The 25,971-nt window shown below is 39.5% G+C and carries 17 protein-coding genes; all 17 read left to right on the top strand.

The window, feature by feature from the left end; all coding sequences use genetic code 11:
* Window positions 1-102: 102 nt before the first annotated feature.
* The 17 genes from BUC07_RS17945 (at window position 103) to BUC07_RS17855 (ending at window position 25,967) form a co-directional block, all read left to right on the top strand.
* Window positions 103-426, top strand: a complete 324-nt coding sequence (locus tag BUC07_RS17945; RefSeq protein ID WP_073173020.1) for a nucleotidyltransferase domain-containing protein — start codon at window positions 103-105, stop codon at window positions 424-426.
* Window positions 423-827 carry a HEPN domain-containing protein gene (locus BUC07_RS17940; RefSeq protein WP_073173017.1) on the top strand — a complete coding sequence of 135 codons (405 nt, stop codon included), beginning with the start codon at window positions 423-425 and terminating at the stop codon, window positions 825-827. Before BUC07_RS17945 ends, BUC07_RS17940 begins: the two co-directional genes overlap by 4 nt.
* 694 nt (window positions 828-1,521) lie before the next feature.
* The gene (locus BUC07_RS17930; protein WP_073173010.1) at window positions 1,522-2,310 is read left to right on the top strand and encodes a polysaccharide biosynthesis/export family protein; all 789 of its coding nucleotides are present in this window, start codon (window positions 1,522-1,524) and stop codon (window positions 2,308-2,310) included.
* Window positions 2,307-4,811: a GumC family protein gene (locus tag BUC07_RS17925; RefSeq protein ID WP_073173007.1), complete on the top strand. Its 2,505-nt coding sequence runs from the start codon at window positions 2,307-2,309 to the stop codon at window positions 4,809-4,811. Before BUC07_RS17930 ends, BUC07_RS17925 begins: the two co-directional genes overlap by 4 nt.
* 261 nt (window positions 4,812-5,072) lie before the next feature.
* A complete protein-coding gene (locus BUC07_RS17920) occupies window positions 5,073-5,903 on the top strand; it encodes a hypothetical protein (RefSeq protein WP_073173004.1) in 831 nt (276 codons plus the stop codon).
* Window positions 5,904-6,165: 262 nt separating this feature from the next.
* Window positions 6,166-6,783 carry an RNA polymerase sigma-70 factor gene (locus BUC07_RS17915; protein ID WP_139279643.1) on the top strand — a complete coding sequence of 206 codons (618 nt, stop codon included), beginning with the start codon at window positions 6,166-6,168 and terminating at the stop codon, window positions 6,781-6,783.
* Between the two features lie 110 nt (window positions 6,784-6,893).
* Window positions 6,894-7,895, top strand: a complete 1,002-nt coding sequence (locus BUC07_RS17910; RefSeq protein WP_073172998.1) for a FecR family protein — start codon at window positions 6,894-6,896, stop codon at window positions 7,893-7,895.
* A 271-nt stretch (window positions 7,896-8,166) separates the two neighbouring features.
* On the top strand, window positions 8,167-11,433 hold the full coding sequence (locus tag BUC07_RS17905; RefSeq protein ID WP_083578334.1) for a TonB-dependent receptor: 3,267 nt from the start codon (window positions 8,167-8,169) through the stop codon (window positions 11,431-11,433).
* 13 nt (window positions 11,434-11,446) lie between these two features.
* The gene (locus BUC07_RS17900) at window positions 11,447-12,973 is read left to right on the top strand and encodes a RagB/SusD family nutrient uptake outer membrane protein (protein WP_073172993.1); all 1,527 of its coding nucleotides are present in this window, start codon (window positions 11,447-11,449) and stop codon (window positions 12,971-12,973) included.
* A 90-nt stretch (window positions 12,974-13,063) separates the two neighbouring features.
* Window positions 13,064-14,437, top strand: coding sequence for a DUF4185 domain-containing protein (locus tag BUC07_RS17895; protein WP_217652732.1), 1,374 nt, complete (start codon window positions 13,064-13,066; stop codon window positions 14,435-14,437).
* A gap of 49 nt (window positions 14,438-14,486) precedes the next feature.
* Window positions 14,487-14,954 carry a hypothetical protein gene (locus tag BUC07_RS17890; RefSeq protein ID WP_073172987.1) on the top strand — a complete coding sequence of 156 codons (468 nt, stop codon included), beginning with the start codon at window positions 14,487-14,489 and terminating at the stop codon, window positions 14,952-14,954.
* 25 nt (window positions 14,955-14,979) lie between these two features.
* Window positions 14,980-15,963 (top strand): DUF4961 domain-containing protein, encoded by a 984-nt coding sequence (locus BUC07_RS17885; RefSeq protein WP_073172983.1) that lies wholly within the window; start codon window positions 14,980-14,982, stop codon window positions 15,961-15,963.
* Between the two features lie 273 nt (window positions 15,964-16,236).
* Window positions 16,237-17,631, top strand: a complete 1,395-nt coding sequence (locus BUC07_RS17875) for an SGNH/GDSL hydrolase family protein (protein WP_073172976.1) — start codon at window positions 16,237-16,239, stop codon at window positions 17,629-17,631.
* Between the two features lie 16 nt (window positions 17,632-17,647).
* Window positions 17,648-20,218, top strand: coding sequence for a glycoside hydrolase family 38 C-terminal domain-containing protein (locus BUC07_RS17870; protein WP_073172972.1), 2,571 nt, complete (start codon window positions 17,648-17,650; stop codon window positions 20,216-20,218).
* A 60-nt stretch (window positions 20,219-20,278) separates the two neighbouring features.
* The gene (locus BUC07_RS17865; protein WP_217652731.1) at window positions 20,279-22,972 is read left to right on the top strand and encodes a GH92 family glycosyl hydrolase; all 2,694 of its coding nucleotides are present in this window, start codon (window positions 20,279-20,281) and stop codon (window positions 22,970-22,972) included.
* A gap of 77 nt (window positions 22,973-23,049) precedes the next feature.
* On the top strand, window positions 23,050-24,198 hold the full coding sequence (locus BUC07_RS17860; RefSeq protein ID WP_073172965.1) for a DUF4185 domain-containing protein: 1,149 nt from the start codon (window positions 23,050-23,052) through the stop codon (window positions 24,196-24,198).
* 5 nt (window positions 24,199-24,203) lie between these two features.
* Window positions 24,204-25,967, top strand: coding sequence for a class I mannose-6-phosphate isomerase (locus BUC07_RS17855; RefSeq protein WP_073172962.1), 1,764 nt, complete (start codon window positions 24,204-24,206; stop codon window positions 25,965-25,967).
* The last annotated feature ends 4 nt before the right edge of the window (window positions 25,968-25,971 follow it).

Raw genomic sequence — 25,971 nt, 5'->3', positions numbered from 1 at the left:
CGGTGTGAATGCATACTCTGCTAAAAATCGAAACCATGTCAATGAACTTATATATTATGGCACTATTGCCGCTTAATTATTTAACGAAGTATTGAAAACAATATGATTGGTTCTAAACAGTTGGCAAAAGAAATAAAACAACATCTGAATAAATCATTGAATAATATTGTTTCGGATGTGGTAATTTTTGGTTCGAGAGTAAAAGGGCAGGCAACCAAAAACTCCGACTACGATGTGTTGATTGTTCTCAATATTAACTATGACCGTAAGATTCAAAAAGCAATCAACGATTTATGTTACGATTTTGATCTGAAGTACAATATATTTCTTGACACACAGGTTATTTCTGAATTCGAACTAAAAAACAGCATACGAGGTAAACATCCTGTTTTTAAGAATGCATTAAAAGAAGGGTTACATGCATGATAAATAATCACGACCGCGAAATTCTTATTCAATACAGACTTGACCAGGCTAAGCAAACCATTGGGGAGGTAAGTAAATTAATTGAAATGGATTTACTGAATGTGGCAGTTAACAGAATTTATTATGGCATTTTTTACTGTTTAACTGCGTTGGCTTTAAAATTTGAATTTAGCTCCTCAAAACACTCGCAGTTAATCGGTTGGTTTAACCAAACTTTTATTAAAACTCAGAAAATTGAAGTGAAGTACGGAAAAATAATCAGAGATGCATACAAAAACAGAAGCGATGGGGATTACGCTCCGTTTATATCGTTTTCAAAAACAGATGTTCAAGATATGCAGAAAGACATGATTGATTTTATTGAACGTATCAATTCCTATCTTCCAACATTATCTGAATAATATTATTTTACCATTGTCGCACATTTGTCCCGTAGGGATGCTTCCATAGGAATCGCTATGCGGCTTCGGCGTAATATGTGCCTGTTTTGTCCTTAGCTCCAAAGGAATGCCTACGGCAGACTCCAAAGGAGGAACAAAAGAACAAAAAGACAGGATAACGTATGAGTCGGAGTAAATCGTCCACATCGCTCCCAGCACTGTCGGTATTTACCGCACCCCCAACAATTTTTCAGGTATTAGCACCCATGAACAATGCCCGTAATTGCGGCGCATGTGAGGTTCCAATATATAACTATTCGTGTCATCGGTGTAATTCCCCATAGGGACAAGCGTGGCTAAAGAAGAACGGTCCACTAATTGCACGAATTCCACGAAGAAGATATTCCAACCCGGCGGTGTTGCTTTCAGCGACACCGTTGGTGAATTTTTTTTAAAACATAACGGTCATGTAATTGGCTCACAATGAAATATTTATTGATGTTGAAGTGAGCTTTCAGCTTGGAGGAAAAACCTTTCGCTACGTGAAAAATACAAGCTGTTGCACATTTACCCTGCAAATGCCTGATGCAAAAATTTTAATATTGAAAAAAAATACCGATCTTGCTACCCCGGAAAAAAGAAGTGCTACTTCTTGGGGATATGGATGTTTCTCAGAACTTTTAAGCAAAACACATGTTTACAACAATTATTAAGTATGGAACATATGAAAAATATTTTAGTAATAATCATCGCGATGTTACTCCTGTCATCGTGCAGTACCCCTTTACAGGAACTGATTTACATGAACGGGATTGAAACCGGAAAAACATACGAAAACGGCCCGCTTCCTGAAGAATACCGGATAAGGCCCAGCGACCAGCTATTCATCCAGGTAATCAGCGATAACCCCGCCAATGTGGCATTTCTTAACCTGTTAAATACAGGCCGGACATCGGGTAGTTTCGGCAGCTCAACCAGCAGCCTGGAGCTGATAACCTACCTGGTAGATGATGACGGGTACATCTCTTACCCGGAACTGGGCAATATTCAGGTGGAAGGGAAAACGGTTTCTGAAGTGCGCGATATTATCCAGTCGGAAGTAGATAACTACCTCGAGAGTGCCTCGGTATTTGTGAAGCTGGTAAACCGCAACATTACCGTGTTGGGCGAGGTACAGCAACCCGGTCAGAAGCTGATGGTGAAAAACCAGCTCACCATTTTCGAAGCACTGGGCGCTGCCGGCGATATCACTGATTACGGAAACCGGTTAAACGTGAAACTGATACGGGAACTGCCCGACGGGAAGCACGTGGCCGAACTGGATTTGACCAACCCTGAGGTAATCTATTCACCCTATTATTACGTGCTGCCCCGCGATATTGTGTATGTGGAACACAGCACCAAAGTATATGGTGCCAAAAACCTTCCTTATTCAGCACCGCTTAGCATTACCGCATCAGTAATTTCTATCGGATTACTCATCTTAAATCTTTTTGGGAAATGAAAAAACAACAAAACGATAAAGATATCCTCAATTTTTACGGGCAGCTGGAAGAGGAAAGCCTGATTTCAAAAAAGACTTTGTTTAAATGTTTCCGTAACTGGTACTGGTATGTGGTAGCTGTGATAGTTGCAGGTGCCCTGGCCTGGTTGTACGTACAATACACTACCTCTGTTTACGAAATAAAATCGTCGATGCTGGTGGAGGAAGGAAAATCCGGTTCACCCCTGGGGAGTGGAGGTGCCAATTCGGAAAATATTTTCCTGGGGCTTGGCATGATGAACAGCATGCGCAACATCCACAACCAGATAGCCGTGTTGTCTTCAACACCAATTGTTTCGCGAACGCTCGATGAACTGGATTTTTCGGTTAACTATTATTCCATTGGCCGTTTTGCAGCTACCGAACGCTACCAGGATGTTCCGTTCATGGTAGTTTGGGAAGAGGATCACCCGCAAATTATTAATGCTGATTTTTACCTGACCATTCAACCTGACGGGAAGCTGGAACTGAAAATTGAAGAAGAGGATGAAGTGATGGTCTTTAACTATAAAGATAAAACCGTGCTGGATGAACTGGACAGCTATTCCTATTCAGAAGAGGCTACACCCGGTACTCGTATTTCTACCGATGAATTTGCTTTTAAAATTTTACTGAATGAACATTTCAATCCCGAATCTGATAACGAGTTTAAATTTCGGTTTCATTCACCGCAGGAGTTAATCAGGCAGTACCAGAATCAATTGGAAGTGGCACTTAAAAGCGATGAAACTACAATCCTGGACCTCACCCTCCGCGATCGTAATGTCAGGAAAGGAATGGCTTTTTTGAATAAGTTAACAGAGGTGTACCAGCTGGACAACCTGGAGAAGAAGAATGAAAATGCCAACCGGACCATACAGTTCATCAACTCACAACTGGCCAGTATCTCCGATTCGCTCAGTGTGTCGGAGAGCCGGATGGAGGATTTCCAGAGTGAACACCAGATAGTGAATATTTCTGCACAGTCGGAGCAACTGCTCGAACGTATGCGTGAGCTCGACCAGGAGCGCATTGCCATGGAGACCCAGAATAAATATTACCACTACCTCAGAGATTACATAAATACTACGGCAAGCCGGGAGCTGGAAACCGTTATCGCTCCTTCGGCCATGGGAATCGAAGACCCCCTGCTGAATAATTTGATTCTGCAACTCAACGATTTGATCAATGAACGATTAAGCCAGACTTCCATACGCCAAAACTCAGAACACCCTACCATAGTCAGGTTAAATGCCCAAATCGCGAGTGTGAAGAATTCATTGCGGGAGAATGTTGACAACATCATTTCGCAGTCGGACATGGCCCTTGAAAACCTGAACCAGCGCATCCGGCAGTTTGAAGCCCAGGTCAGGCGGTTGCCGGCCACTGAACGGAATTATGTGAATATTGAACGAAAGTATAAGCTGAACAATGAGACCTATATATTTTTAATGCAGAAACTTTCGGAAGCGCAAATTGCCAAAGCTTCTAATATTCCCGACAGCCAGATGATAGAAGAAGCCAAAATGGCCGGAACCGGACCGGTGGAACCCCAAAAGAGAAAAATTTATGCATTGGCGTTGCTCCTGGCGCTGGCGTTCCCCACCGGAATTATTATTTTGCTCGACCTGTTAAATACTAAAATTTTATCGAAAGATGATGTGGAGGCACTCACCGATTATCCCATTATCGGGCATGTGTTCAATAACCGGAAAGAGTCTGAAAGCCACACATTGGTGCTCGATAAACCCAACTCACCGGCCAGCGAACCGTATAGTGCAATCCGTACCAAACTGGAGCTTATCACCAAGGGAAAAGAACATGCGGTGATTGCGGTAACCTCTTCTTTCCCCTCCGAAGGAAAAACTTACAACGCCATTAACATTGCTTCGTCGGTTGCCCTTTCCAACAAAACAGCTGTGATTTTGGACCTTGACCTGCGGAAATCGAGAATTAACGAGGATATTGGATTGAAAATTGAAAAAAATGTAGTGGATTATATTTTGGGCAAGGCCACCCTGGAAGAGATAACCCACAAAACAAAACATCCCCGTCTAAAAGTAATCCCGGCTGGGCCGCATCCGCCCAATCCGTTACAAATGCTTACCGATAAAAATCTGTCAGGCCTTATTGATCAGTTGAAAAAACAGTACGATGTGGTTATTGTCGATACCCCGCCCGTAGGTATGGTGGCTGATTTTTTTCTGCTGCGAGATATGTTTGATGCGGCTGTTTTTATTGTGCGCCATAAATCCACACCCAAAAAACCACTTAAAGATATCCTGGAAGAACTGGAAAGTCACCAGATTGAAGAGTTGGGGATTATTGTGAACAATGTTTACCGTACCAAAAGTAACCGGGGTTATGGCTACGGTTATGGCTACGGTTATGGCTACGGTTATGGCTACGGCCACGATACTGACAGCAATCAGAAGAAGGGAAAAACAAAAACCAAAGGCCGGAGTATTTTCAAGCCTTCCTGAATAATTAAGGAGAGCCAACAGGCAATAAATTAGATTATTGAACCAAAATTTTGCGGCGCAGGACTTCCTGTTGCCGCAATTTTTTTTTGGTGCCGGCGTTTAGTATGTAGCCCGTTGGGGGTGTAGAACGTTTTTTGGAAATTTAGTATGAATGCGGAATGCCGGAACTGACATGAATTTTTTTTATGAAAACTCCGGTTGAATTATTGTTGGTATTCAAAAAAGTATAATTTATTTTGTGCAACCGAAGATGATGAAACCATGTACCAGAAATTTTTTTTTAATTTTTTCCTTGCCCTTAGCTTACTTTTTACGGGGTGGCCTTCTGTTTCTGCTCAGTCAGACGACCACCTGTATGGTTTTCTTTCTGACCTGCAGGTGACTGTCAAATCAGGGCCATCGCAGTTAATTACTGAACTTAGTAGTGAAGGGCCCACAAGTGAATTCAACAACCAGGCTGGTTTAAGTTATGGTATTGAAATCTCCAAACAGCTCTCCCGAAATTGGGAATCGGGAGTCGAATTTGGGTCCACGATCCTGAGAGGGAAGACAGACTCTCCTGATTTTTCTGCATTTGGCAATCATTCTTCATTTACGCCTCCATTTTCCGATCCGGTGTTTTACCGGAACAGGCTGTTAAGCAGCAGGGCTTTTGTTCAGTTTAACGGATTTTGGGGACAAAGAGATTTTTTGTTATTGCCGTTTGTTAGGGCAGGAGTGGGGCTGTTGCAATACAAATCGGAATTGAGATACAACGATGGCAGAGAGGATAATTTCATTTTTGGAAAAAGAGTGGAAGATTACAAGGATGCCGTTATGTCAACAGCTGTATATAATGTGAGCCCCGGGTTAAGGTTATCATTAACCGCAAAAGTTAAACTAATGGCTGCCATCAACCTTAACCTGGTGAATTACGACTTTCTTGATGTTGTCCACAACTACAACAAAGCCGGAGAACGAGTGGATGCCGTTGGTCTCTATACTGATTTTTGGATTGGAATTTCTGTTCTTTTTAATAATACAGGACGCTACAATGCCAATAGCATCTCAAAAAAGCAAATTCAATCGCTACCCTTTTATCGGCCCCGCTGAAGGTGAAATGTAAAAAAGCAAAATGATAAAGGATACTTGCCACTGGTTATCGGTTAAATCACTGGAGTAAATTTTCAATGTACACAAATTTGTGTCGTTATTTTAGTGCAAAGAAAATCCAATATTACATAATTGGTTGATAATCACTTTTTTAAATCACAAGTATCTTGGTGTTAATTATACTATAATATTTTTTATTCAAAATCAAAACAGTCTCTTCATTTGAATTAGTAAGGATAATGCATTCTTATTAATATATTTGATGTATAATTTAGCTATGAGCGTAAATGAGAAAAAAATAATCAAAGACCTTGTCAAAGGAGAAGAAAGTGCATATATTCAACTTTTTAAGGAGTATTATGTATTTCTTTGCGCTTACTCCCGGAAATACGTAGGTAGAAAAGATATTGCAGAAGAAATTGTATCTGATGTTTTTTTTCATCTTTGGGAGAACAGAAAAATAATTAAAATCAAAACCTCAATAAAATCATACCTCTTTAAAGCGACTTTTAATAATTCGATGTACTACCTAAGGACACTTGAGAAAGAAAAGAAGTTAGAAGCTTTTTTTAGTGATGATGCAACTGAGAACTTTGGGTTTTCCTTTTCTGAAGGTGAGCTTTCGCAACAAAGTTTGCTTAAAGAAGACGTTTACATAAAAATCGAATCTGCAATTGATAAATTACCACCCAAACAACAGGAAGCGTTTAAGTTGAAACGTTTTGAAGGAAAGAAAAACAAAGAAATTGGTGAGATTATGGGGCTGTCTGTAAAAACGGTTGAGATGCACCTGTCAAAAGCTTTGCTTAAACTGCGGGAAGAATTAAAAAATTCAATTCCTGATTTTCTTTTTTTTATTCTATTCAAGTCGCTGAAATAGAAACTCTACTGGTATTTTCGGCACTAAAATCTTCAATTAATCAGTAAAAAAATAATTTTTGATACAGGGTTTTTCCAAAATCTGCATCATAGTATTGAATACAACTTATAATGGATATCAAAGAAAATATTCAAAGATCGGTAATCCGATTGTTCATAGGCGAAGCCAACCCTGACGATAAAAGCATTGTCAGGGATTGGTTGCGTCAATCGCCGGAAAACAAAAGACTTTATGACGAGTTAAAAGATATCTGGTTAGCTTCAGGAACAATTAATAATTCAGACAATTACGAACTGGAGAATGCACTTCAATATTTTCGGAATAAAATACATACACCAAAAGAAGTTAATCAGAAAAGAACATTTATATATAATGCCCTGAAATATGCAGCTATTTTTCTTTTAGTTGTAGCAATCCCTTTTAGCTATTTTATTGGGAAGAAAAATAATCATATTGAAGATACCTATTCGACAGTGACATGTCAGTTAGGAGATAAATCAATGATTTTTTTACCAGACAGTTCCCAGGTCTGGCTAAACTCTGGAAGTAAGTTAACATTCAACAATAATTTCACAAAAGGTAAAAGAGAAGTGTTTCTGGAAGGTGAAGCTTATTTCTCAGTAACAAAAGACACGGATAATCCATTCAGAGTGAAAAGCGGAAAGATTGATGTTGAAGTACTCGGAACAGAATTTAACCTGAAAGCGTATCCGGATGAGAACCAGATAGCGACAACGCTTATCAAAGGGAGTGTAAAAATTATCGGACCCAGTAACCGAACAGTTATCAGCCCGGGTCAAAAACTGGTTTACAACAATGAAACAGATAAAATGGCCTTGTATGAACTTTCAGATACAGCTCCTGAAACAGAATGGAAAGAAGGAAGGTTGGTTTTCAGGAACGAATCTTTAAACGAACTTGAACTAAAACTCGAACGCTGGTTTGATGTAGATATCGTGCTGGCCGACGAAGCTGTAGGAGAAAAAAGATATACCGGTATTCTGGAAAGAGAAAGCATTCTTGAAGTAATGTCTTATTTCAGTCTTGCGCGTTCAGTCGATTACGAAATCGATGGAAACAGGGTGACTTTTTTCACGAAGAAGAATAACTAAATTAATAAAATTAAAAACTCAGAATATGGAATATCATTAACAAGTAATAACAATTAAAAAAGGGAAGTCTCGTACACTTCCCCTTTCATAAATTTAAACCGAAGTTTAACATTTTAAAACATTCAAATGTATGAAAATTAATCAAATCCACCTACCTGATTATTCGGGGAAGGTGATGAAAAAATTACTTCTAACTATGAAATTAACAGGGTTCTTGATTTTGATTTTCACCTTTAGTGTTTCAGCATCTGTTTGGTCACAAACAACGAAGATGGACATAAAAGCTGAAAATTCTACTCTCCGTGAACTGTTTATACAGATTGAAGAGCAAAGCCAGTATCGTTTTTTTTACAACAACGACGATGTGGATGTCAATCAAAAAGTCTCGGTAATTGTTGAAAATAAAACAATTGGCGACATTCTGAACCAGGCTTTCACTGATCTTCCGTATGCATTTACCGAGGTAAATAACAATTTAATTCTTATTGAGAAGGTCAATAAGAATGCCAGTTCTCCAACTGTGGTCCAGCAACAAAATACTGTTACAGGGAAAGTGACCGATTCTTCCGGTCAGCCTTTACCTGGAGTAACCGTTATTGTAAAAGGAACCACCGTAGGGACAGTAACGAATGGGGATGGTAATTTTTCTTTAACTCTCCCAGGCGATGCTGAAATTCTTCAATTTTCTTTTGTGGGGATGAAAACAGAAGAAATTGTCATAGGAGATAAAACCAACTTCAATGTGACAATGGAAACGGATGCAATTGGCATTGAGGAAGTTGTTGCTATCGGGTATGGAACTATAACAAAGCGAGACCTTACAGCTTCTGTTAGCTCAATTGAAAGTGAAGAAATTGTAGAGAGAACTGCGGCATTCAATGTTATGGAAAGCATGGCGGGGAAAGTTGCCGGTGTCAGAAACGTTTCGTTCTCCGGAAAACCGGGAGGAGGCTCCTCAATAAGAATTCGGGGAATGGGCTCCATCAATGCCGACAGCGAACCAATTTATGTAATGGACGGAGTTGTAGGTGTTGATCCACAAATTATCAATCCGGAAAATGTTGAAAGTATTGATGTATTAAAAGATGCTGCTGCCACAGCTATGTACGGGGCGCAAGGTTCTAACGGAGTGGTGATTATAACTACCAAAACCGGCAAAAATGATGAAGGTTCGGTAACCTACAACGGAAAAGTTGGTGTAGGTTTTCTAAATCGCAAAGTAGATGTGCTCGACGCGGAAGGTTTTATGGAGATTCAAAAACGCGCCTACGCATACAGTGGAAAAGTAATGCCACACCTGCAGAATCCGATGGAGAATCTTTTTTATTATTCAAAAGATGCATCAGGAAATTTTTTGAGAGATGATAACGGATATTTAATCGCTTCTCCCAAATATGATACCGACTGGCAGGATGCAATAACACAAAACGCCATTACAAATAACCATGCCCTTTCTTTTTCATCGGGCAACGAAAAAACATCAGTTTATGCGAGCATCGGTTTTCAGGATTACCAGGGGTTGGTAAAATATACCTATTCTGAACGTTTTACGGGAACCGTGAATGTGCAAAGCGATATTAAGGAATGGCTGAATGTTCAAGCTGTTGTTACCGCCGGTTCTCATGAAAGAAATGATATGGAAGGCGGTTTCGGGCAGGGACCCGTGCGAAATATGCTTGAAATGCCTCCAATTGTTCCGGTAAAATACGAAGACGGAACCTGGGGACGAAAAAATGATTACTCATTGGGGGAGACAGCCGAAAACCCAATTCTTTTGCTACGGGAGCAGAAAAAAATCTGGGACGAAAATTTTTCAGTATTCAATTTGATTACAACCCTAAAGTTAAGTGAAAACCTGAATTTCACAGCAAAAGGTGATATGCAAACCACGAATGCAAGAAATATTAATTATGCAAGTGCAGGATTATTAGATGTAAGTGAAACGAATAATGGTTATGCTGACATCTACAATCAAATTAGAAGAAGATGGTCAAATGAAGATTACTTTACATACAGCAACAGCTTTTTTAGTGATTTGCTAAAATCGCAATTTGTGTTAGGGGCCAGTTGGTACTATTATCGTTCTGAAAGTGCTTCTGCAGGTTCTGAAGATTATTTCGATGATTATTTTGAGTACTACAACCTTGGAGCCGGGACTACATATCACCAACCTTCGTCAGGAATGAATCAGAATACAATTAATTCATTTTATTTTAGGATGAATCACAGTTTTAATGATAAATACCTTTTAGGCTTTACATTCAGGGCAGATGGCGCCTCCAATTTTGGAGACAATAATAAATATGGATACTTTCCATCAGCATCAGCCGCCTGGCGCATTTCAGAGGAGAATTTCTTTGAGCCAGCTAAACGCGTTGTCAATAATATGAAGTTGAGAGTAAGCTATGGTGCGGTTGGAAATGCTTCCATCCCGAATTACAGAACGATTTCTTCTTATTCGAACAACACAGCAGTATTCAATAAAACTTTACAGCCTTATGTTGTTCTCGGCAACCTCGGAAATGAGGACCTGAAATGGGAAACTTCAAAACAATTGAACGTGGGAATGGATCTCGGTTTTTATAATAATCGAATCGAATTATTGATGGATTATTATTATAAATCTACTCAAGATCTATTGTTCTCAAAACAAGTTCCATATTTAACAGGGTACTCGAACACCTGGACAAATCTTGGTGAAATTGTGAACACAGGCTTTGAACTTACATTGTCTTCCCGAAATGTTGTCCAAAGGAATTTTACTTGGTCAACCGACTTTATTTTCTCTACCAATAAATTAATCGTTGAAGATATTAATGGAGAAACAATTGATACAGGTAACAATACGATTGCAAGAGAAGGAGAAGAATGGGCCTCTTATTTTGTGTTCAACAGGTTAGGCACATGGGGACTCGACGAAGTGAAAGAAGCAGCTGTTTACGGGAAAAAGCCTGGAGATATAAAATACGAAGATGTTGACGGAGACGGTGTTATTAATGATAACGACCGCAAGATTATGGGTAATGGTTTGCCTAAAGGTGATGTGAATATGGTTAATACATTTCGCTACAAAGGATTGTCCCTCATGGTTGATTTGAATTATCGTTATGGCGCCAAAAATATGGGTATTTCTGTGACGATGCTCGAAAACCGGCAGATTTATGGTAACTCGGTAGCATCGGTTCTCGATGCATGGCGACCCGAAAATCAGAACTCTATGATTGCAGCAGTTCGGTTGCCTTCTGATGTTTATTTTGGTGAAAACGAAAAGGACAGTCGTATGCTTTATGATGCTGATTTTTTGCGTATTCGAAACATTGCGTTGACTTATAATTTAGGATCACAAATTTTGAACAAGGTCAATTTTGTTAAAAAACTCGCAATTGGAATCAACGTCGAGAATGCACATGTATTTTCAAGCTATCCGGGATTTGATCCCGAAATTGGAGCGTTCTCGACAGATACTGGTCAGGGTATTGATTTTTACTCTTATCCGAGGCCTACTACAGTTTCTGCGAACCTTAAAGTAACATTTTAAAATTAAGTAAGTTATGAAAAGATATATTATAAAAATAAGTTGGGTGGTAGCTTTTCTTGTTACCTTTTCTTCATGTGAAAAGTTCCTTGAAGAAGAACCGAAAACATTTTTATCACCAGATTTTTACTTTCAGTCCGAAGCGCAAATAAATGCAGCTGTTAATGGCCTGTATACTTTCCTTGATAACCGTTTTTCAGGGATGATTGAACTTGGATCACAGACTTATCTGTTTTTAGAATATTTGCCAGGTTATGGCGTTCGCCCGTATTCCGGTAGCTTTGATGCATTAAACCAGGCAATAAATCTGAATATTAAGGAAGACAATAACTATATCGAGGCAATTTGGGAAACGCACTACAAAGCAATAGAAAACTGCAACAGTGTTTTAGGGGGAATACAGGGTGTTTCTCCTGAAATTATTAGTGACGACAGGAAAAACAAGCTTTGGGGCGAGGTATATTTTTTCCGAGCCTATAACTATTTTAACCTGGTCAGGTTATTTGGTGAAGTTCCGTTAAAGCTTTCCAGTACAAAAAACCTTTCTGAGGTTGAACAGGAGTTATCCTCCATTGATGCTGTTTACAGTCAGATTGAAAAAGACCTTCTAACAGCAGATTCGTTAATGGTAAACAATTCCTGGGCAAGTGTTGAAGGCCGCGTCGCTAAAGGCGCAGTTAAAACTCTTTTAGCAAAAGTGTACCTGACAATGGCCGGGTATCCATTGCAAAAAGGTACCGAGTATTATCAAAAAGCATTTGATCAAGCCAGGGCCGTGGTAGCAAGTAACCAGTTTTATCTGTTCGACAGTTATGCGGCTCAAAGAAATCCTGCAAATGAAAATACAGGCGAGTATATTTGGATGATTCAGCGTCAAAGTCAATATGCTGGTTCTCCTGTACATTCAAATATGTTACCTTATCCTGAACCTGAAGATCCGATTTCTGCAGCCGGCGCTTATGGTGGTGCGTTAGCTCCTGCACAGGCTTTTTATGATTCTTATGCCGAAGGAGATAAAAGAACAGAGGAAAAGGGATATTATTATACCCAACACGAGGCATTGGATGACCCGGGTACAATTGTAGATCTCGGACGTCCCTACATATATAAATTTTGGGATGAAGCAGCTTCTGTATCAGGGAATTCAGGTAGAAATTATCCGCTTTTAACGTATGCTGATGTATTGTTAATGTTAGCTGAAAGCAAAGCTCAAATTGATGGCGGTTCTACAAACAATGCAGAAGCGATCGACGCTTATTATGCTGTAAGGAGCAGGGCAAATCCGGATGAAGGAAAACCAAATTTATTATCGGTAAATGATGTGCTGAAAGAGCGTTTCTGGGAAATTTGTTTTGAAGGGCAAACCTGGTTTGATATGCTTAGAACAAAAAAGGCCTTTAACGTAACAACTGGTGAAATTATCAATATGATTGGTTATACCTCACCTCTTCATCCTGAAGGACATCCGTTTGAAGAAGAAGATTTGTTATTCCCGTACCCGTTGAGAGAAAAACGTTTAAATCCAAATCTTACAAGGAATTAATCTTTTGAAACGTTTTAGCTGAATGATTATCAGATTGTTTCAAAAGAGTTCAAAACAAATAAAAGGAGTGGTTATTTAATGAAATTATATATGATACAAATGGTTCTATTAGGTTTGATAATATCGATACTAACATCCTGCGAAGAGAAGGACGATGGTACGAATTTGAGACCTAATATTTTTGGAGAAAATGGAGGAACTGTGATGACGGTCGATTATTCGTCGAATGCAGACACTGTATTTTTTTCATGGGAACTCGTAAATGACGAAATAGACTTTGATTATTATCACATCTCACAGGATAATTCTAATAACAGTGTGGAGGTTGATAAAAATGAGAATAGTTGCTTTTTAACGCATATTCCCTATAATCAGTTGGTCCCAATTACAATTTCCCTGATGAGTAGTAGCACCGAACCGGTAGAAACAATAAACACCAATGTTGAAATAGATGGCTTGGATACTGTGTTTGCCAGCACGCTTGTTCCCGACCGGGGGAGTGTTACAGGCGGAGACGGTACCTATTCCATTGCTTTGCCGGATGGCCGATCTATATTTTTGATGGGTGATTCCTTCATCGGACCAGTTACAAACGGCGCTCGTTCAATGTCTGACCACATGTTTCGGAATACATACATTTTGTACGACGAAGGTGAGGTTAGCGCCATCTATGGGGCTAACGGAGAAAAATCTTCTGCTGCAGTACCTCCGGGTGTAACTAACGAACACCAGAAATGGTACTGGCCCGGGCATGGTTTTGTTGAAGATGATAAATTATACATCTTTCAAACGCTCATGTACCAGGGAGAAGAAGGAATGTGGGGATTTAGGTACGAAACCACAGATATTCTGCAATATAATTTGCCGAATATTGAACTCGAGAAAACAACGCGTATCCCGTTCGAAGGCTCATCCGATATTAGTTTTGGGATGGCTGCCTTAAATGATGATGATTATATTTACATCTACGCGCAGAAAAATGTCGATAACGGATGGGACCCAATATCTGATGCGTTGGTTGCAAGAACTACAATTGATGACCTATATACAAACTGGGAGTATTTCGATGGTTCAGGCTGGAGCTCAAATTCAGATGATGCAGTAATAATGGAAGGGCTTTCGAGTGTGGCCATTTCTTCACAATTTAATGTTTTCAAGTTAAACGGGAAATATGTGCTGCTTAGCCAGGAGAAACAGTTTAATTCAGGAGAAATCTACACGTTCATTTCCGATAGTCCGCAAGGTCCCTGGTACAATAAGCAGCTTGTTTATCAAATCCAGGAAAAGGACCAACCCGGTTTGTTTACTTACAATGCAATGGCACATCCTCAATTCGAAAAGGATGGTATGATACTGATAAGCTACAATGTCAATAACGAAGATTTTGTGGCACAGCACGAAGATGTATCTACTTACCGTCCCCGGTTTTTATGGATAGAAATTGCCGATATATTAGAGAATTAAAAACTTTTAAAATGCAAAGTTTAGTAGCTAAATTTTAAAACATTCAATCATGAAAAATTATAAATTATTTATTCCAATATTATTGATTGCTTTTCTCTTCTTCGGATGCGAAGAAGAAATATCCAATCAAATGTCTGCCGATTTTCCTCAAGATTATGACATCGAATACGAAATCAGGCAGGTGATGCAATATGATCCGATGAACATAAACGGACTCGATATTTCTGAAAAACTGGACTTTTTCAGTACTGTAGGATTTACCTTGCATTATAATGATGGTGAAATAACCAGCTTAACCTATTCAAACGGCGATGTTCCGTTTTCTCCATTTGGTTTTGACGCAGGCTCTCAAATTGATGCTGAATGTGAGCTCGATTACGATGTGATGCCAAACGAACTGCGAATTAAAGGTACTGACAATGTGGTGGCCTATTATCAGAATGGAGAATTTATCATGCCATTTCAATTAGACTGTGGCTCATTAAGTTATAAGTACACTTTTGTTAACATCGATTAAGTTTAATCTTTTAAAGAATTGAAAAATGAAAAACTATAGCAAATATAAAAACTGGCTGATTATTCTCATTTTACCGTTGGCGATTGTAATGTGTATGACAATTGAGAGTATAACGCACCCGGAAGATCCTCAGGTGAACAGCGAAATTGAAATTGGTGTTAAGGTTAAACTGGAGCCGGAGAACGATGACAATACTAAAATGGTTTTTGCTGTACTGGCTCCACAAAGCTGGAATATTGCAGAAAATGCTGAATTAACTTTTACAACCACAGGATACACAAAAGGTGATGTTGTTAATGAACCATTGACTCTGGTTTCTGAGTCAGACGTGGAGCCAACAACAGCATTACCCTGGTCTGCTGCCATCCAAAGTGAATTTGGATTATTGGGCAATCTGGGACCGGTAGAGTGGGTTGTTTTTGAATCTCAAACTACATTTATTATTACAGATGAAGACGAAACATTGATTAATGCTGATGTAGATATCAAACTGACTACCGGAAGTCAAAACATTAAACTGTTCATGGGATACTTCTTTTGCGGGAAAAACCGAGGTTTCCACGAAGAGTATTTCACGGAAAATGCAAAGTCTAAAGTTTTGACAGTGACCGGAGGTTCAAACGCCATGATAGATTATACTTCTGTGAGTTTGGTTTCAACATTGCCTGCAAGTTATGGTTGGGGAGACATTTTTTCCATCAACTTTCAGACTGAAGCCGGCCCGGTAGAGACCGAACTTAAAGGTGCCGACAAAGTTTATATGTACGGAAAGGCAATTTATGCAAATGGCACTGACTCTGCAATTGTAGATGTGATAAGCGATAAAACCCTGATGGAGAAGGTTGGCGAAACAACCTGGCAGAAGTATATATACCCAAAAGACTTTTTCGATTTACCTGATGATGCAGTAATTGATGAAGCTTATTTTTATTTCACAAATGAAGATAAAAGTATCATAGTTAAAGATCCGTCTGGAGGCGACTTTTTGATAACTGAAACTTGTAATTAGATACAGTGGGGTAACCTAAATCAATTTTATCTGATAAAAGAATGGCATCAAAGGCTTTAGGTGGTTAGGTGCCATTCTTTTAAAATGTTTTAAAAAAAACAAGTTTGTTGTTTCCATTTGGCTTTCGTTGCCTCTCATAACGATTGCAGTTATTTGCTTGTCGCGACCTGAATAATGGACATAGGTTTCTTTCTGGTTCATATCGAAAAGCTACTTCATTACACAATGAATTGTCGATTTTGCGATGAAATCGTAACTTCTCAATAATTAAAAATGATTTTCAAAAAACTCATATTATTCACAATTGGCTGCATACTGTTTGTTTTTGTGAATGCCCAACCAACAGTTAATCGGTTTGAAAAAGACGAGCGTATTGTTTTTGTCGGTAACAGTATAACTCACGGTGGGCATTACCATTCGTTCATTTGGCTCTACTACATGACCCGTTTCCCGGATCAACCCATCAAAATTATAAATGCAGGAATCGGAGGAGAAACAGCGTGGGATATAATGAAACGCATGGAACATGATATTTTCAAAAGAAATCCCTCTTCTGTTGTATTGACTTTTGGTATGAATGATACCGGTTACAACATTTTTCTCGAAAAAAATGCAGCAGAATTAGCGGAGCAACAAATTAAAAAGTCATTTGAAAGTTACCAGGAAATTGAAAATCGCTTGCAGGATGCAGAAGGAGTGGATATTATTATTTTAGGAAGTTCTCCTTATGATGAAACTTCTACAATGAATGATTTTATTCTTCCCGAAAAGAATGAAGCATTGTTGCGAATAAACGATTTTCAGCAGGCTTCGGCAAAGAAAAACGGGTGGGGATTTATAGATTTTAATCGTCCGATGGTGAAGATCAATCAACGTGAACAGGAAAGAGATCCAGCTTTTTCGTTGTGCGGTGTAGATCGTATTCATCCTGATAACGATGGTCAGATGGTGATGGCCTACCTTTTTTTGAAAGCACAGGGATTGGCTGGTAAAAAAGTAGCCGAAATTGGCATCGACGTTTTAAACCCGGAAACCGTTTATACGGAAAATTGTAAAGTTTCAAATCTTAAAAAGAGCGGAAATAAGCTGGAATTTAGTTACCTGGCCAATGCATTGCCTTATCCTGTTGACACGGTTCCCCGGCTCGGTTGGGGCAATAAAAGATCGCAACGTGACGCACTTGAACTGGTTCCGTTTACAAAAGAATTCAACCAGGAAATTTTGAAGGTTTCAAATCTGGAGAAAGGGCTTTATCACTTGAAAATCGATCAGGAATCAATCGCTGAATTTCCATCAGAAGAATTGGAATCGGGAATAAATATGGCGCTGTTGACCAACACTCCGCAATACCAGCAAGCACTAAAAATAATGTTTTTAAACGAAGAGCGTTTCGAGGTTGAAAAACGTTTTCGCGATTATTACTGGATGGAATACTCTTTCTTCAGAGAAAAAGGATTATTGTTTGCCGATAACCAGGAAGCAATGGATACATTGAAATTCCACGTGCCACACGACGCTTTTTTAAGAATGAGCTATGATAACTTTACCAAAGCGCGTTATCCGGAAGTCCGCAACGTGTGGCAAAACTACATGAATGAAATTGTAAAAACCATTTATGAAATAAATACACCAGTAGAACGTAAAATCGAGCTAATAAGAATGGATTAATAAAAAATTGCACACCATGAAAAATAAAATAAAGAATTTCCTGCATTTTTTGACTGGCATTCTGATGATGATGGTCATTCCGTTTGTATCACAGGCACAAAAAGCATGGTTTGCCGATGGTTATCATGGTGGCGTGTATGGGCATTATCCAATGTGGCAGGCTCGTTTTATGGTGGAAAAGCTAACAGAAAATCCCGGGTGGGCAATCAACCTCGAAATTGAACCGGAAACCTGGGATACCGTTAGCGTAAAAGATGCGGAGAATTTTAAAGCATTTCAAAAGTATTACGAGACAAAAGGCAGGTTTGGAAGAGTTGAATTTGTCAATCCGGCGTGGGCACAACCTTATTGTTACAATATTTCGGGAGAGAGTATTATCCGTCAGTTTGATTATGGAATGGATAAAATAGAAGAATATTTTCCGAGTGCAACTTTTGAAACCTATTCGGTTGAGGAACCCTGTTTTACAAGCAGTCTGCCGCAAATTCTGAAAGGCTTTAATTTCAAATATGCAGTAATTCGGAATCCAAATACTTGCTGGGGCGGATATACCAGTGGGTTTAATAAAGATTTGGTAAACTGGATTGGGCCGGACGGAACTTCTTTGGTTTCCGTTCCCAGATATGGATGCGAAGATCTTTCAGACGAATCTACCTGGCAAACAGAATCCTGGACTAATTCAGATGAATTTATTGAAAAGTGTTTTAATTACGGCGTGAAATACCCGGTGGGAATGTGTTTCCAGGATGCAGGTTGGGACGGCGGTCCGTGGAATAATGAATATGAACCAACCACTTATACTATCTGGACTGACTATTTTGAAATGATTGAAGACAAGGTAGAACCTACCGACTGGAGGTTCTCGCTGGAAGATGTAAAACCCGGATTGGTTTGGGGATCACAAGTACTTCAAAAAATTGCCCAGGAAGTTAGAGTAAGTGAGAACAAGATAATTATGGCTGAAAAAATGGCTACCCTGGATTTTCTATATAATAAGGCACCCTGGCCCGAAGAAGATCTTGCAGAAGCATGGCGAACGCTGATGCTTGCCCAGCACCACGACTGCTGGATTGTTCCTTACAACGGAAGACCAGGAAATACATGGGCCGATAAAGTTACCCGCTGGACAAATTCAACAAATCGGATTGCCGAGGAAAAAATTTCCAGAATGTTCAATAGAGAAGGGAATGCAGAAGGCACAGAATATATTCGTGTTTACAATACGCATGGTTCAACACGAACAGAACAAGCTGAATTGTTATTACCCGAAGGATTCAATGCAGATATTTTAACAATTTATAATTCTGATGGAGAAATTGTCCCTTCCCAAGTTACAATAGATTCAAATGGTAACTCGATCCTGTGCTTTGAAGCAACTGTGCCCGGACTTGGATTTTCTACTTTCAGATTGAAAAACGATTCTGAAAAATCGCATGACAAGTTTTCTGAAAAGTTTTCAGATGAAATTCTGCAAATTGAAACAGACTTCTATAAAGCCACTATCAGTCCTTCGCAGGGCGGATCAATTACAAGCCTGATAGATAAGAAAAATGGAAACCGCCAATTGGTTGAAAAAGGAAAATTGCTCAATAATTTGAAGGGCTTTTTTTATGATGAAGGAAAGTTTCATCAGGGTTCAGAAAATATTGCAACGGTTTCCATTGTCGAAGACGGGCAATTATTTACTAAAATTAAAATTGAAAATAGAATTGCTGAGAACAATTACATTCAGTTGGTCACATTTAATAAAAACAATTCCCGTATTGATTTTTCCTTACAAATCGATTGGAACGGACAACCCGGAATAGGCGCTTATGACAACAGCGAGAATTACGAGGCAGAAGATCGGGCCAAGGCTTTTTACAATGATAAGTACAAACTCCACCTGGAATTTTCATTGAATAATCTTGGGGAAAGACTTTTCAAAAACGCACCGTTCGATGTGTGTGAAAGTGAACTCGACAATACGCTCTATTCTTCCTGGGACAGTATCAAACACAATGTGATTGTGAACTGGGTAGATGTAACCGATCCTTCAAAAGATTACGGTGTGGCACTGTTTTCAGATCATACAACGAGCTACCTTCAGACCGATGAATTACCTTTAGGCCTGACAGTTCAGTATGTAGGGAAAGCACTATGGGGACGTAATTACAGAATTCATGGACCCACAAAAATGAATTACGCATTGTTGCCACACAAAGGAGATTGGGAAAAAGGATTGGTTCAGGAAGCAAGCAGCCAATGGAATGAACCTTTAATAGCAAAATTTGCTGATGGTTCAACAAATACAATGAAAGAATCATTTTTTGAAATAATGGATGAAAATCTTGAGGTTTCATCAATGACGATAGAAGATGAAGATTTAATTGTACGTTTTTATAATTCTTCTTCTGATAATAAACCGCAGAAAATTAAATGGAATTGCATGGCAAAAAGAGTTGAGCAAGTAGATTTGAATGGAAATTTTATTTCGGAAGTAGGTGTTCAAATAGAATCTGACAGACAATTTACAACAGAAATTTCCCTTCCGCAGTTTGGATTCAAAACACTACGATTGAAAGGTATCAAGATTGATAAAAATTGATAGAAGAATTCATTTTAAACCGATTCAAAAAACAAATGTAAAAATCAAACTCAGATGAAAATGATACGCAGACTATATTATACACTTGTTCTTTTACTATTTGGGCTGAATTTAGTTGCCGGTCCTGACAACATTGCACCAAAAGCAGAAATTACAGCATCAACAATTTTGAATCAAAATTTCGATGCAAAAAATATTGTTGACGGAAAAATTGGGATTTCAGGAATTGGCGAATGGGCTTGTGAAGGTGTCACAACAAGTTGGGGATATGTACGTTTCCCCTGGATTCAGCTAACATGGCCCGAATCTCAGGTAATTGATAAAGTAGTACTGTACGACAGTCCTTCGATGAATGAACACATTGCTGGCGGGAAGCTGGTTTTCAGCGACGGAAGCGTTGTTTGGGTAAATCAGATTCCCAATAACGGAACAGCCAAAGCGGTTTCTTTTGCTCCCAAAACCATTGAATGGGTAAAATTCATAACGACCGACGGCAAAGGGAAAGACCTTGGTTTTTCGGAGATTGAAGTTTTCCCGGCTTTTCCACAGTTGCCTGATTACGTTTCAAAAGTGGATCCGTATATTGAAACCAACCGGGGCCGTTATTTCTTTTTTGTTCCGGGAGCACGACCGTTCGGGATGGTGGGAACGGCACCAATGACACGAAACAAAAATCAAAACGGAGGCGGTTATAATTACAATGAGACTGAAATTTTAAGTTTTCCGCAAATACACACCTGGATGATTTCCGGAATAGAAGTAATGCCAACTACTTCTGACGTTGATCCTCGATTAGGAAAACAAGGATGGAAATCGAAATTTTCACATGATGATGAAATTGTGCAGCCGGGCTACCAGCGTGTTTTCCTGCGGGATTACAAAACCTGGGTTGAGCTGACGGCAACAGACCGTGTAACGTTTCACCGGTTTCGTTTCACCGAAAATATGAAAGCACAAATCCTGACAAATCTTGGAGGGTATGTAGGAAACAGTGCGATGGAAGACGCATCGGTAAAAAAGATAAACAATCACGAATTTGTGGGCTCATTTAATTCGACAGACAGGTTCTGGGGAGGTCCTAAAAATGTATCGATATATTTTATTGCTCAATTTGATAAGCCATTTAATGAACTCAACGGCTGGACCGGAGACGAGCGATTTGATGACATTACTGAAATAACTGGAGACGACACGGGAGTAGCTGCTATGTTTGATGTAAAACCGGGCGACGAGGTGCAAATGAAAATCGCAGTTTCGTACACTTCCATCGAAAATGCCAGGGAAAACCTGGAAGCTGAATGCAGCGGTTGGGATTTTGATGGTGTGCGAAATAAGTCGCGGGATATCTGGAACGACATACTCGGAAAAATAAAGGTGGAAGGTGGGACTCGCAATCAACAAGTAAAATTCTACACTGATTTATGGCATGTATTGCTTGGGCGTCAAAAAATAAACGATGTTAACGGCGATTACCCCGACCGTACATCTGGCGCGCGGGATGGAACATTTACCGACGCTGTCCTGAAAATAAAAACGCTGCCTAAAGATGAAAATGGCGATCTGAAATTCAACATGTACAATACTGATGCACTCTGGCTCACCCAATGGAACCTGAATGTTTTATGGGGGTTGGCGTGGCCTGAATTGCTGGACGAGATGAGTGCTTCAATGATTCAATATGCCGAGAATGGTTATTTATTGCCACGTGGGCCTTGCGGAGGAGGTTATTCTTATATTATGACCAGCAGTCCGGCTACGAATATGATTGCAAGTGCGTTCATGAAGAATGTACTTACCAAAAAAGAGTCGGAAAAAGCATTTGAAATGGTAAAGCAAAATCTGTTGCCCGGTGGTATGCTTGGTGACAGCGATGAAATTGAATTTTATACAAAGAATGGTTTCTGGCCAGGGAATGCAGGGATAACCATCGAAGCGGCGTTTCAGGATTTTGCAGCCGCTCAAATGGCTCTAAAACTTGGGAAAACTAAAGATTATCGATTTTTTATTGGTAGATCAAATGGCTGGAAAAAACTATTTAATCCCCGGCAAAAACTCTTGTTTCCAAAAGATGAAAACGGAAATTTTATCCATAACGATCCCCTTTCCGGTGCAGGTTGGGTTGAAGCCAATGCCTGGCAGGCAACATGGGCCGTTTCGCACGATATTTCTGATCTTGCTGAGCTAATGGGCGGGAATGACACGCTTTGCAGCAAACTCAACCATGCATTTGAAATGGCCGAGCCCAGCGATTTTGTATTTGCATACAACGATGGTTATGTAAGTTACGCAAACCAACCAGGTTGTTCCAATGCCCACGTTTTTAACTACGCCGGGAAACCATGGCTCACACAATATTGGGTTCGAAGAGTGAAAGAACAAGCGTACGGAGGAACAACTCCCGACCTTGGTTATGGCGGCCACGATGAAGACCAGGGACAGATGGGTGGAGTTAGTGCATTGATGGCAATAGGACTTTTTAGCCTGCAGGGAAATGTAAATACAGAACCGGTTTATGATATCACCAGTCCGATATTTGATAAAATCACTATCGAACTGGATCAACGGTATTATTCCGGAAAATCTTTCGTAATTGAAACGGCGAATAACTCTAACGAAAATGTGTATATCCAGGAGGCATTTTTTAACGGAGAGCCGCTGAATACTTTCTGGTTTAGTCATGAAGATTTTGCCAACGGCGGAGAATTAAATCTGATTTTGGGTGATAAACCCAACATAAAATGGGGAAGAAAATAATCAGAATCAATGAAGAATTTCATCAACATATCTTTTAAGTAGATGGATTTTCATTCGTTTTTCAAAAAAATGAGCAAATGAAAAAAATCAAAAATATCATTTTAATTGCACTAATAATTATTAGCAGTGCATGTCAAAATAAAAAGCAGGAAAAAACAGAAACAAAAGAACTGAAAGTAACGGTTGATGAACAATTCAACAAGTTGTTTCATAGGGATTCTGAAGGTGCAACAGGAGCCGATGGTTCCATTTCCGTGCCTTTGCAGGATGGAAGTTCCGTTTTTATGATGGGTGACAGTTTTCTGGACGAAGTAAAAAACAACCAGCGGGACTCCACAACCAAAATGATAAACAATACTTTCATTGTGGTAAATCCTGAACAAACAGATGCTAAAACACTGTTTAAAGGACAATATGTTGATCCGGAATCGTTTGTCATTCCCGAAAATGATCCTGGAAAATTTTACTGGCCGGGACATGGTTTTGTGCGAGATAGTGTGTTTCATTTTTTTATGTCGAGATTTTGGATTCCCGGAACGGGAATGTGGGGATTTGAATTTCTAAGCACTGACTATTTCCGGTATTCGTGGCCGGAGTTTGAAAAAAAATCGGTTGAGCCGTTTAAATACACTCTTCAAAATAATGTTCACTGGGGGCATGCAGTGTTGGATGAAGATAACTACATTTATATTTATGGTAGTTGTGCTGAAGAAGATAACATTTGTAAGGCTCATGTTTGCCGCACTACTTTAACTGATGATAAAATGCTCGATTTGAAAAATGTGCAGTTCTTTGATGGTTCTACATGGAATTCTGATCCAGTTACAACTGAGCCGATGAAAGGGATAACCAGTAATATTTCTGAACAGTTTTCAGTGTTTAAATATCAAGATGCGTACGTTTTACTATCTCAGCAGCGTGGAATCGGAGCGGGAGAAATCTATACCTACACATCTGAAAATTCCTATGGACCCTGGAAAAATAAACAGATGATTTATCGCACGAAAGAATTTGAAAAAGATAGCGATATTATTACTTACAATGCAATGGCGCATCCGCAGTATATTAAAAACGGGGAATTGTTAATAAGCTATAATGTTAATTCCTTGAAGACTTCGCGTGTGTTCGAAAATGTAAACTATTACAGACCTGTATTTTTGCGTGTACCAATGAAGATGATAGTGGAAGAATCGGACGGATTAAAAACAAAAATGAAAGCAGAATAAAAAAGATGGAACAAAAGAGGAAAACAACGCAATTTAAGATGCCTTTCCAAAAGGATGAAAATGCTACACACGGCTACGATATACATCCTTCATTCAAACTGGAAGATGGAGAAATTGCCACCGATTTCGAATCGCTTGCGGAACAAATAAAAAGTGCCGGTGCTATTACAGTGGACGGTTACATTGGCGTTTATTTTGAAACGTTTCGGCAAAAACTTGAAAGTGCCTTGCAGGGAAAAGGAGTAAATACCAACTGGGTAAATGTTGAACAGGCAATGTTACCCGAAAGCAGTATTGACAAGCTCATAGAGCCATTTTATGGTGACAAAGATTCCATCTTTGGAACACGTGCTACCATCGGAATGGTCGATTATTTTGATGCAGACAAACTGGGTAAACTCTCTTCTGAACCTTCTGCCCATCTAAATATTATTTACGGACCGGGAGCGCAACTTGCCGGTTGGGATGGCCCGTTAATTTATATCGATCTTCCCAAAAACGAACTACAGTTCAGGGCGAGGGCAGGAAGTATCAAAAATCTGGGAGCCAGCCAGACGTTCGATATGAAAACCATGTACAAACGGTATTATTTTATCGATTGGATTGTTTTGAACAAACATAAGAAGTCAATAATGGCAAACATTGACTTTATTATTGATGGTCAGCAAGACGATGGTTGTGTGTGGATGAGTGGTGATTCGCTGCGAAAAGGCCTGAGAAAAATGGCAAAGACCTTTTTCAGAGCTCGTCCCTGGTTTGAACCCGGCGTTTGGGGAGGAAGCTGGATAAAGAAAAAAATTGAAGGCTTAAATACTGAGGTGCAAAATTACGCCTGGTCGTTTGAACTTATTACCCCTGAAAACGGACTCGTATTAGAAAGTTCCGGTAATCTTTTCGAAGTTTCTTTTGATTTCATTATGTATTCCGAAGGTGATTCCGTACTTGGAACGGACCGTGAAAAATTTGGAGACGAATTTCCAATCCGGTTTGATTTTCTGGATACATTCGACGGAGGTAATCTTTCAGTACAGTGCCACCCACTTCCGGGATATTGCAAAGAACATTTTGGCGAAAACATAACCCAGGAAGAGACCTACTATATTCTCGACAGAAAAAACGATGCTGCCGTTTATCTTGGATTTCAGGACGACATTGAACCGGAAAAGTTTGAGTCTGAACTTTGGGACAGTTTCAACACAAATTCTGAAATCGATATTACCAAATTTGTTCAGGTTCATCCTTCGCAGAAACACGATTTGTTTTTAATTCCACCGGGAACAATTCACGGTTCCGGCATCGATAACCTTGTACTTGAAATCAGCACAACTCCTTATATTTTTACCTTTAAAATGTATGACTGGGTTCGGCCCGATTTGGATGGAAATCCCCGTCCGCTAAACATTGAGCACGGAATGAAGAACCTTGTGTTCGATAGAAAAGGAGAAAAAGTTAAAAAGGAATTAATTTCAGAACCGGTTCTAATTCAGGAGGGAAGTGACTGGAAACACTACGAACTTCCAACGCACGAAAAGCACACTTATCGTGTTCATCGTTACCATTTTAATTCAGAAGTAAAAATTGAAACAGCCCGGAAGTTCAATGTTTTGAGCCTTGTAGAAGGGACTTCAGTAACAGTTCTTTCTAAAGATGGAAGACAGGATGAATTCCAATTTGCCGAGACATTTGTAGTCCCATCTGCCGCAGAAAGTTACACTATTAAGAACAACTCGGAAAAAGAAGCCATGGTTGTGGTGGCATTTATGAAATAACAGA

This window comes from Tangfeifania diversioriginum (assembly GCF_900141875.1).
GTDB lineage: Bacteria > Bacteroidota > Bacteroidia > Bacteroidales > Prolixibacteraceae > Tangfeifania > Tangfeifania diversioriginum.
The sequence above is the reverse complement of the archived record's forward strand: the minus strand, read 5'-3'. Positions and strand labels throughout refer to the sequence as shown.

What these genes read in the sequence shown, in the direction of transcription:
- BUC07_RS17910 (WP_073172998.1), top strand. Translation starts at nt 6,894, where the DNA reads ATGGATATCAAAGAAAATATTCAAAGATCGGTAATCCGATTGTTCATA.
- BUC07_RS17945 (WP_073173020.1), top strand. Translation starts at nt 103, where the DNA reads ATGATTGGTTCTAAACAGTTGGCAAAAGAAATAAAACAACATCTGAAT.
- BUC07_RS17905 (WP_083578334.1), top strand. Translation starts at nt 8,167, where the DNA reads ATGGACATAAAAGCTGAAAATTCTACTCTCCGTGAACTGTTTATACAG.
- BUC07_RS17865 (WP_217652731.1), top strand. Translation starts at nt 20,279, where the DNA reads ATGATACGCAGACTATATTATACACTTGTTCTTTTACTATTTGGGCTG.
- BUC07_RS17940 (WP_073173017.1), top strand. Translation starts at nt 423, where the DNA reads ATGATAAATAATCACGACCGCGAAATTCTTATTCAATACAGACTTGAC.
- BUC07_RS17915 (WP_139279643.1), top strand. Translation starts at nt 6,166, where the DNA reads ATGTATAATTTAGCTATGAGCGTAAATGAGAAAAAAATAATCAAAGAC.
- BUC07_RS17895 (WP_217652732.1), top strand. Translation starts at nt 13,064, where the DNA reads ATGATACAAATGGTTCTATTAGGTTTGATAATATCGATACTAACATCC.
- BUC07_RS17870 (WP_073172972.1), top strand. Translation starts at nt 17,648, where the DNA reads ATGAAAAATAAAATAAAGAATTTCCTGCATTTTTTGACTGGCATTCTG.
- BUC07_RS17930 (WP_073173010.1), top strand. Translation starts at nt 1,522, where the DNA reads ATGGAACATATGAAAAATATTTTAGTAATAATCATCGCGATGTTACTC.
- BUC07_RS17860 (WP_073172965.1), top strand. Translation starts at nt 23,050, where the DNA reads ATGAAAAAAATCAAAAATATCATTTTAATTGCACTAATAATTATTAGC.
- BUC07_RS17890 (WP_073172987.1), top strand. Translation starts at nt 14,487, where the DNA reads ATGAAAAATTATAAATTATTTATTCCAATATTATTGATTGCTTTTCTC.
- BUC07_RS17920 (WP_073173004.1), top strand. Translation starts at nt 5,073, where the DNA reads ATGTACCAGAAATTTTTTTTTAATTTTTTCCTTGCCCTTAGCTTACTT.
- BUC07_RS17925 (WP_073173007.1), top strand. Translation starts at nt 2,307, where the DNA reads ATGAAAAAACAACAAAACGATAAAGATATCCTCAATTTTTACGGGCAG.
- BUC07_RS17855 (WP_073172962.1), top strand. Translation starts at nt 24,204, where the DNA reads ATGGAACAAAAGAGGAAAACAACGCAATTTAAGATGCCTTTCCAAAAG.
- BUC07_RS17885 (WP_073172983.1), top strand. Translation starts at nt 14,980, where the DNA reads ATGAAAAACTATAGCAAATATAAAAACTGGCTGATTATTCTCATTTTA.
- BUC07_RS17875 (WP_073172976.1), top strand. Translation starts at nt 16,237, where the DNA reads ATGATTTTCAAAAAACTCATATTATTCACAATTGGCTGCATACTGTTT.
- BUC07_RS17900 (WP_073172993.1), top strand. Translation starts at nt 11,447, where the DNA reads ATGAAAAGATATATTATAAAAATAAGTTGGGTGGTAGCTTTTCTTGTT.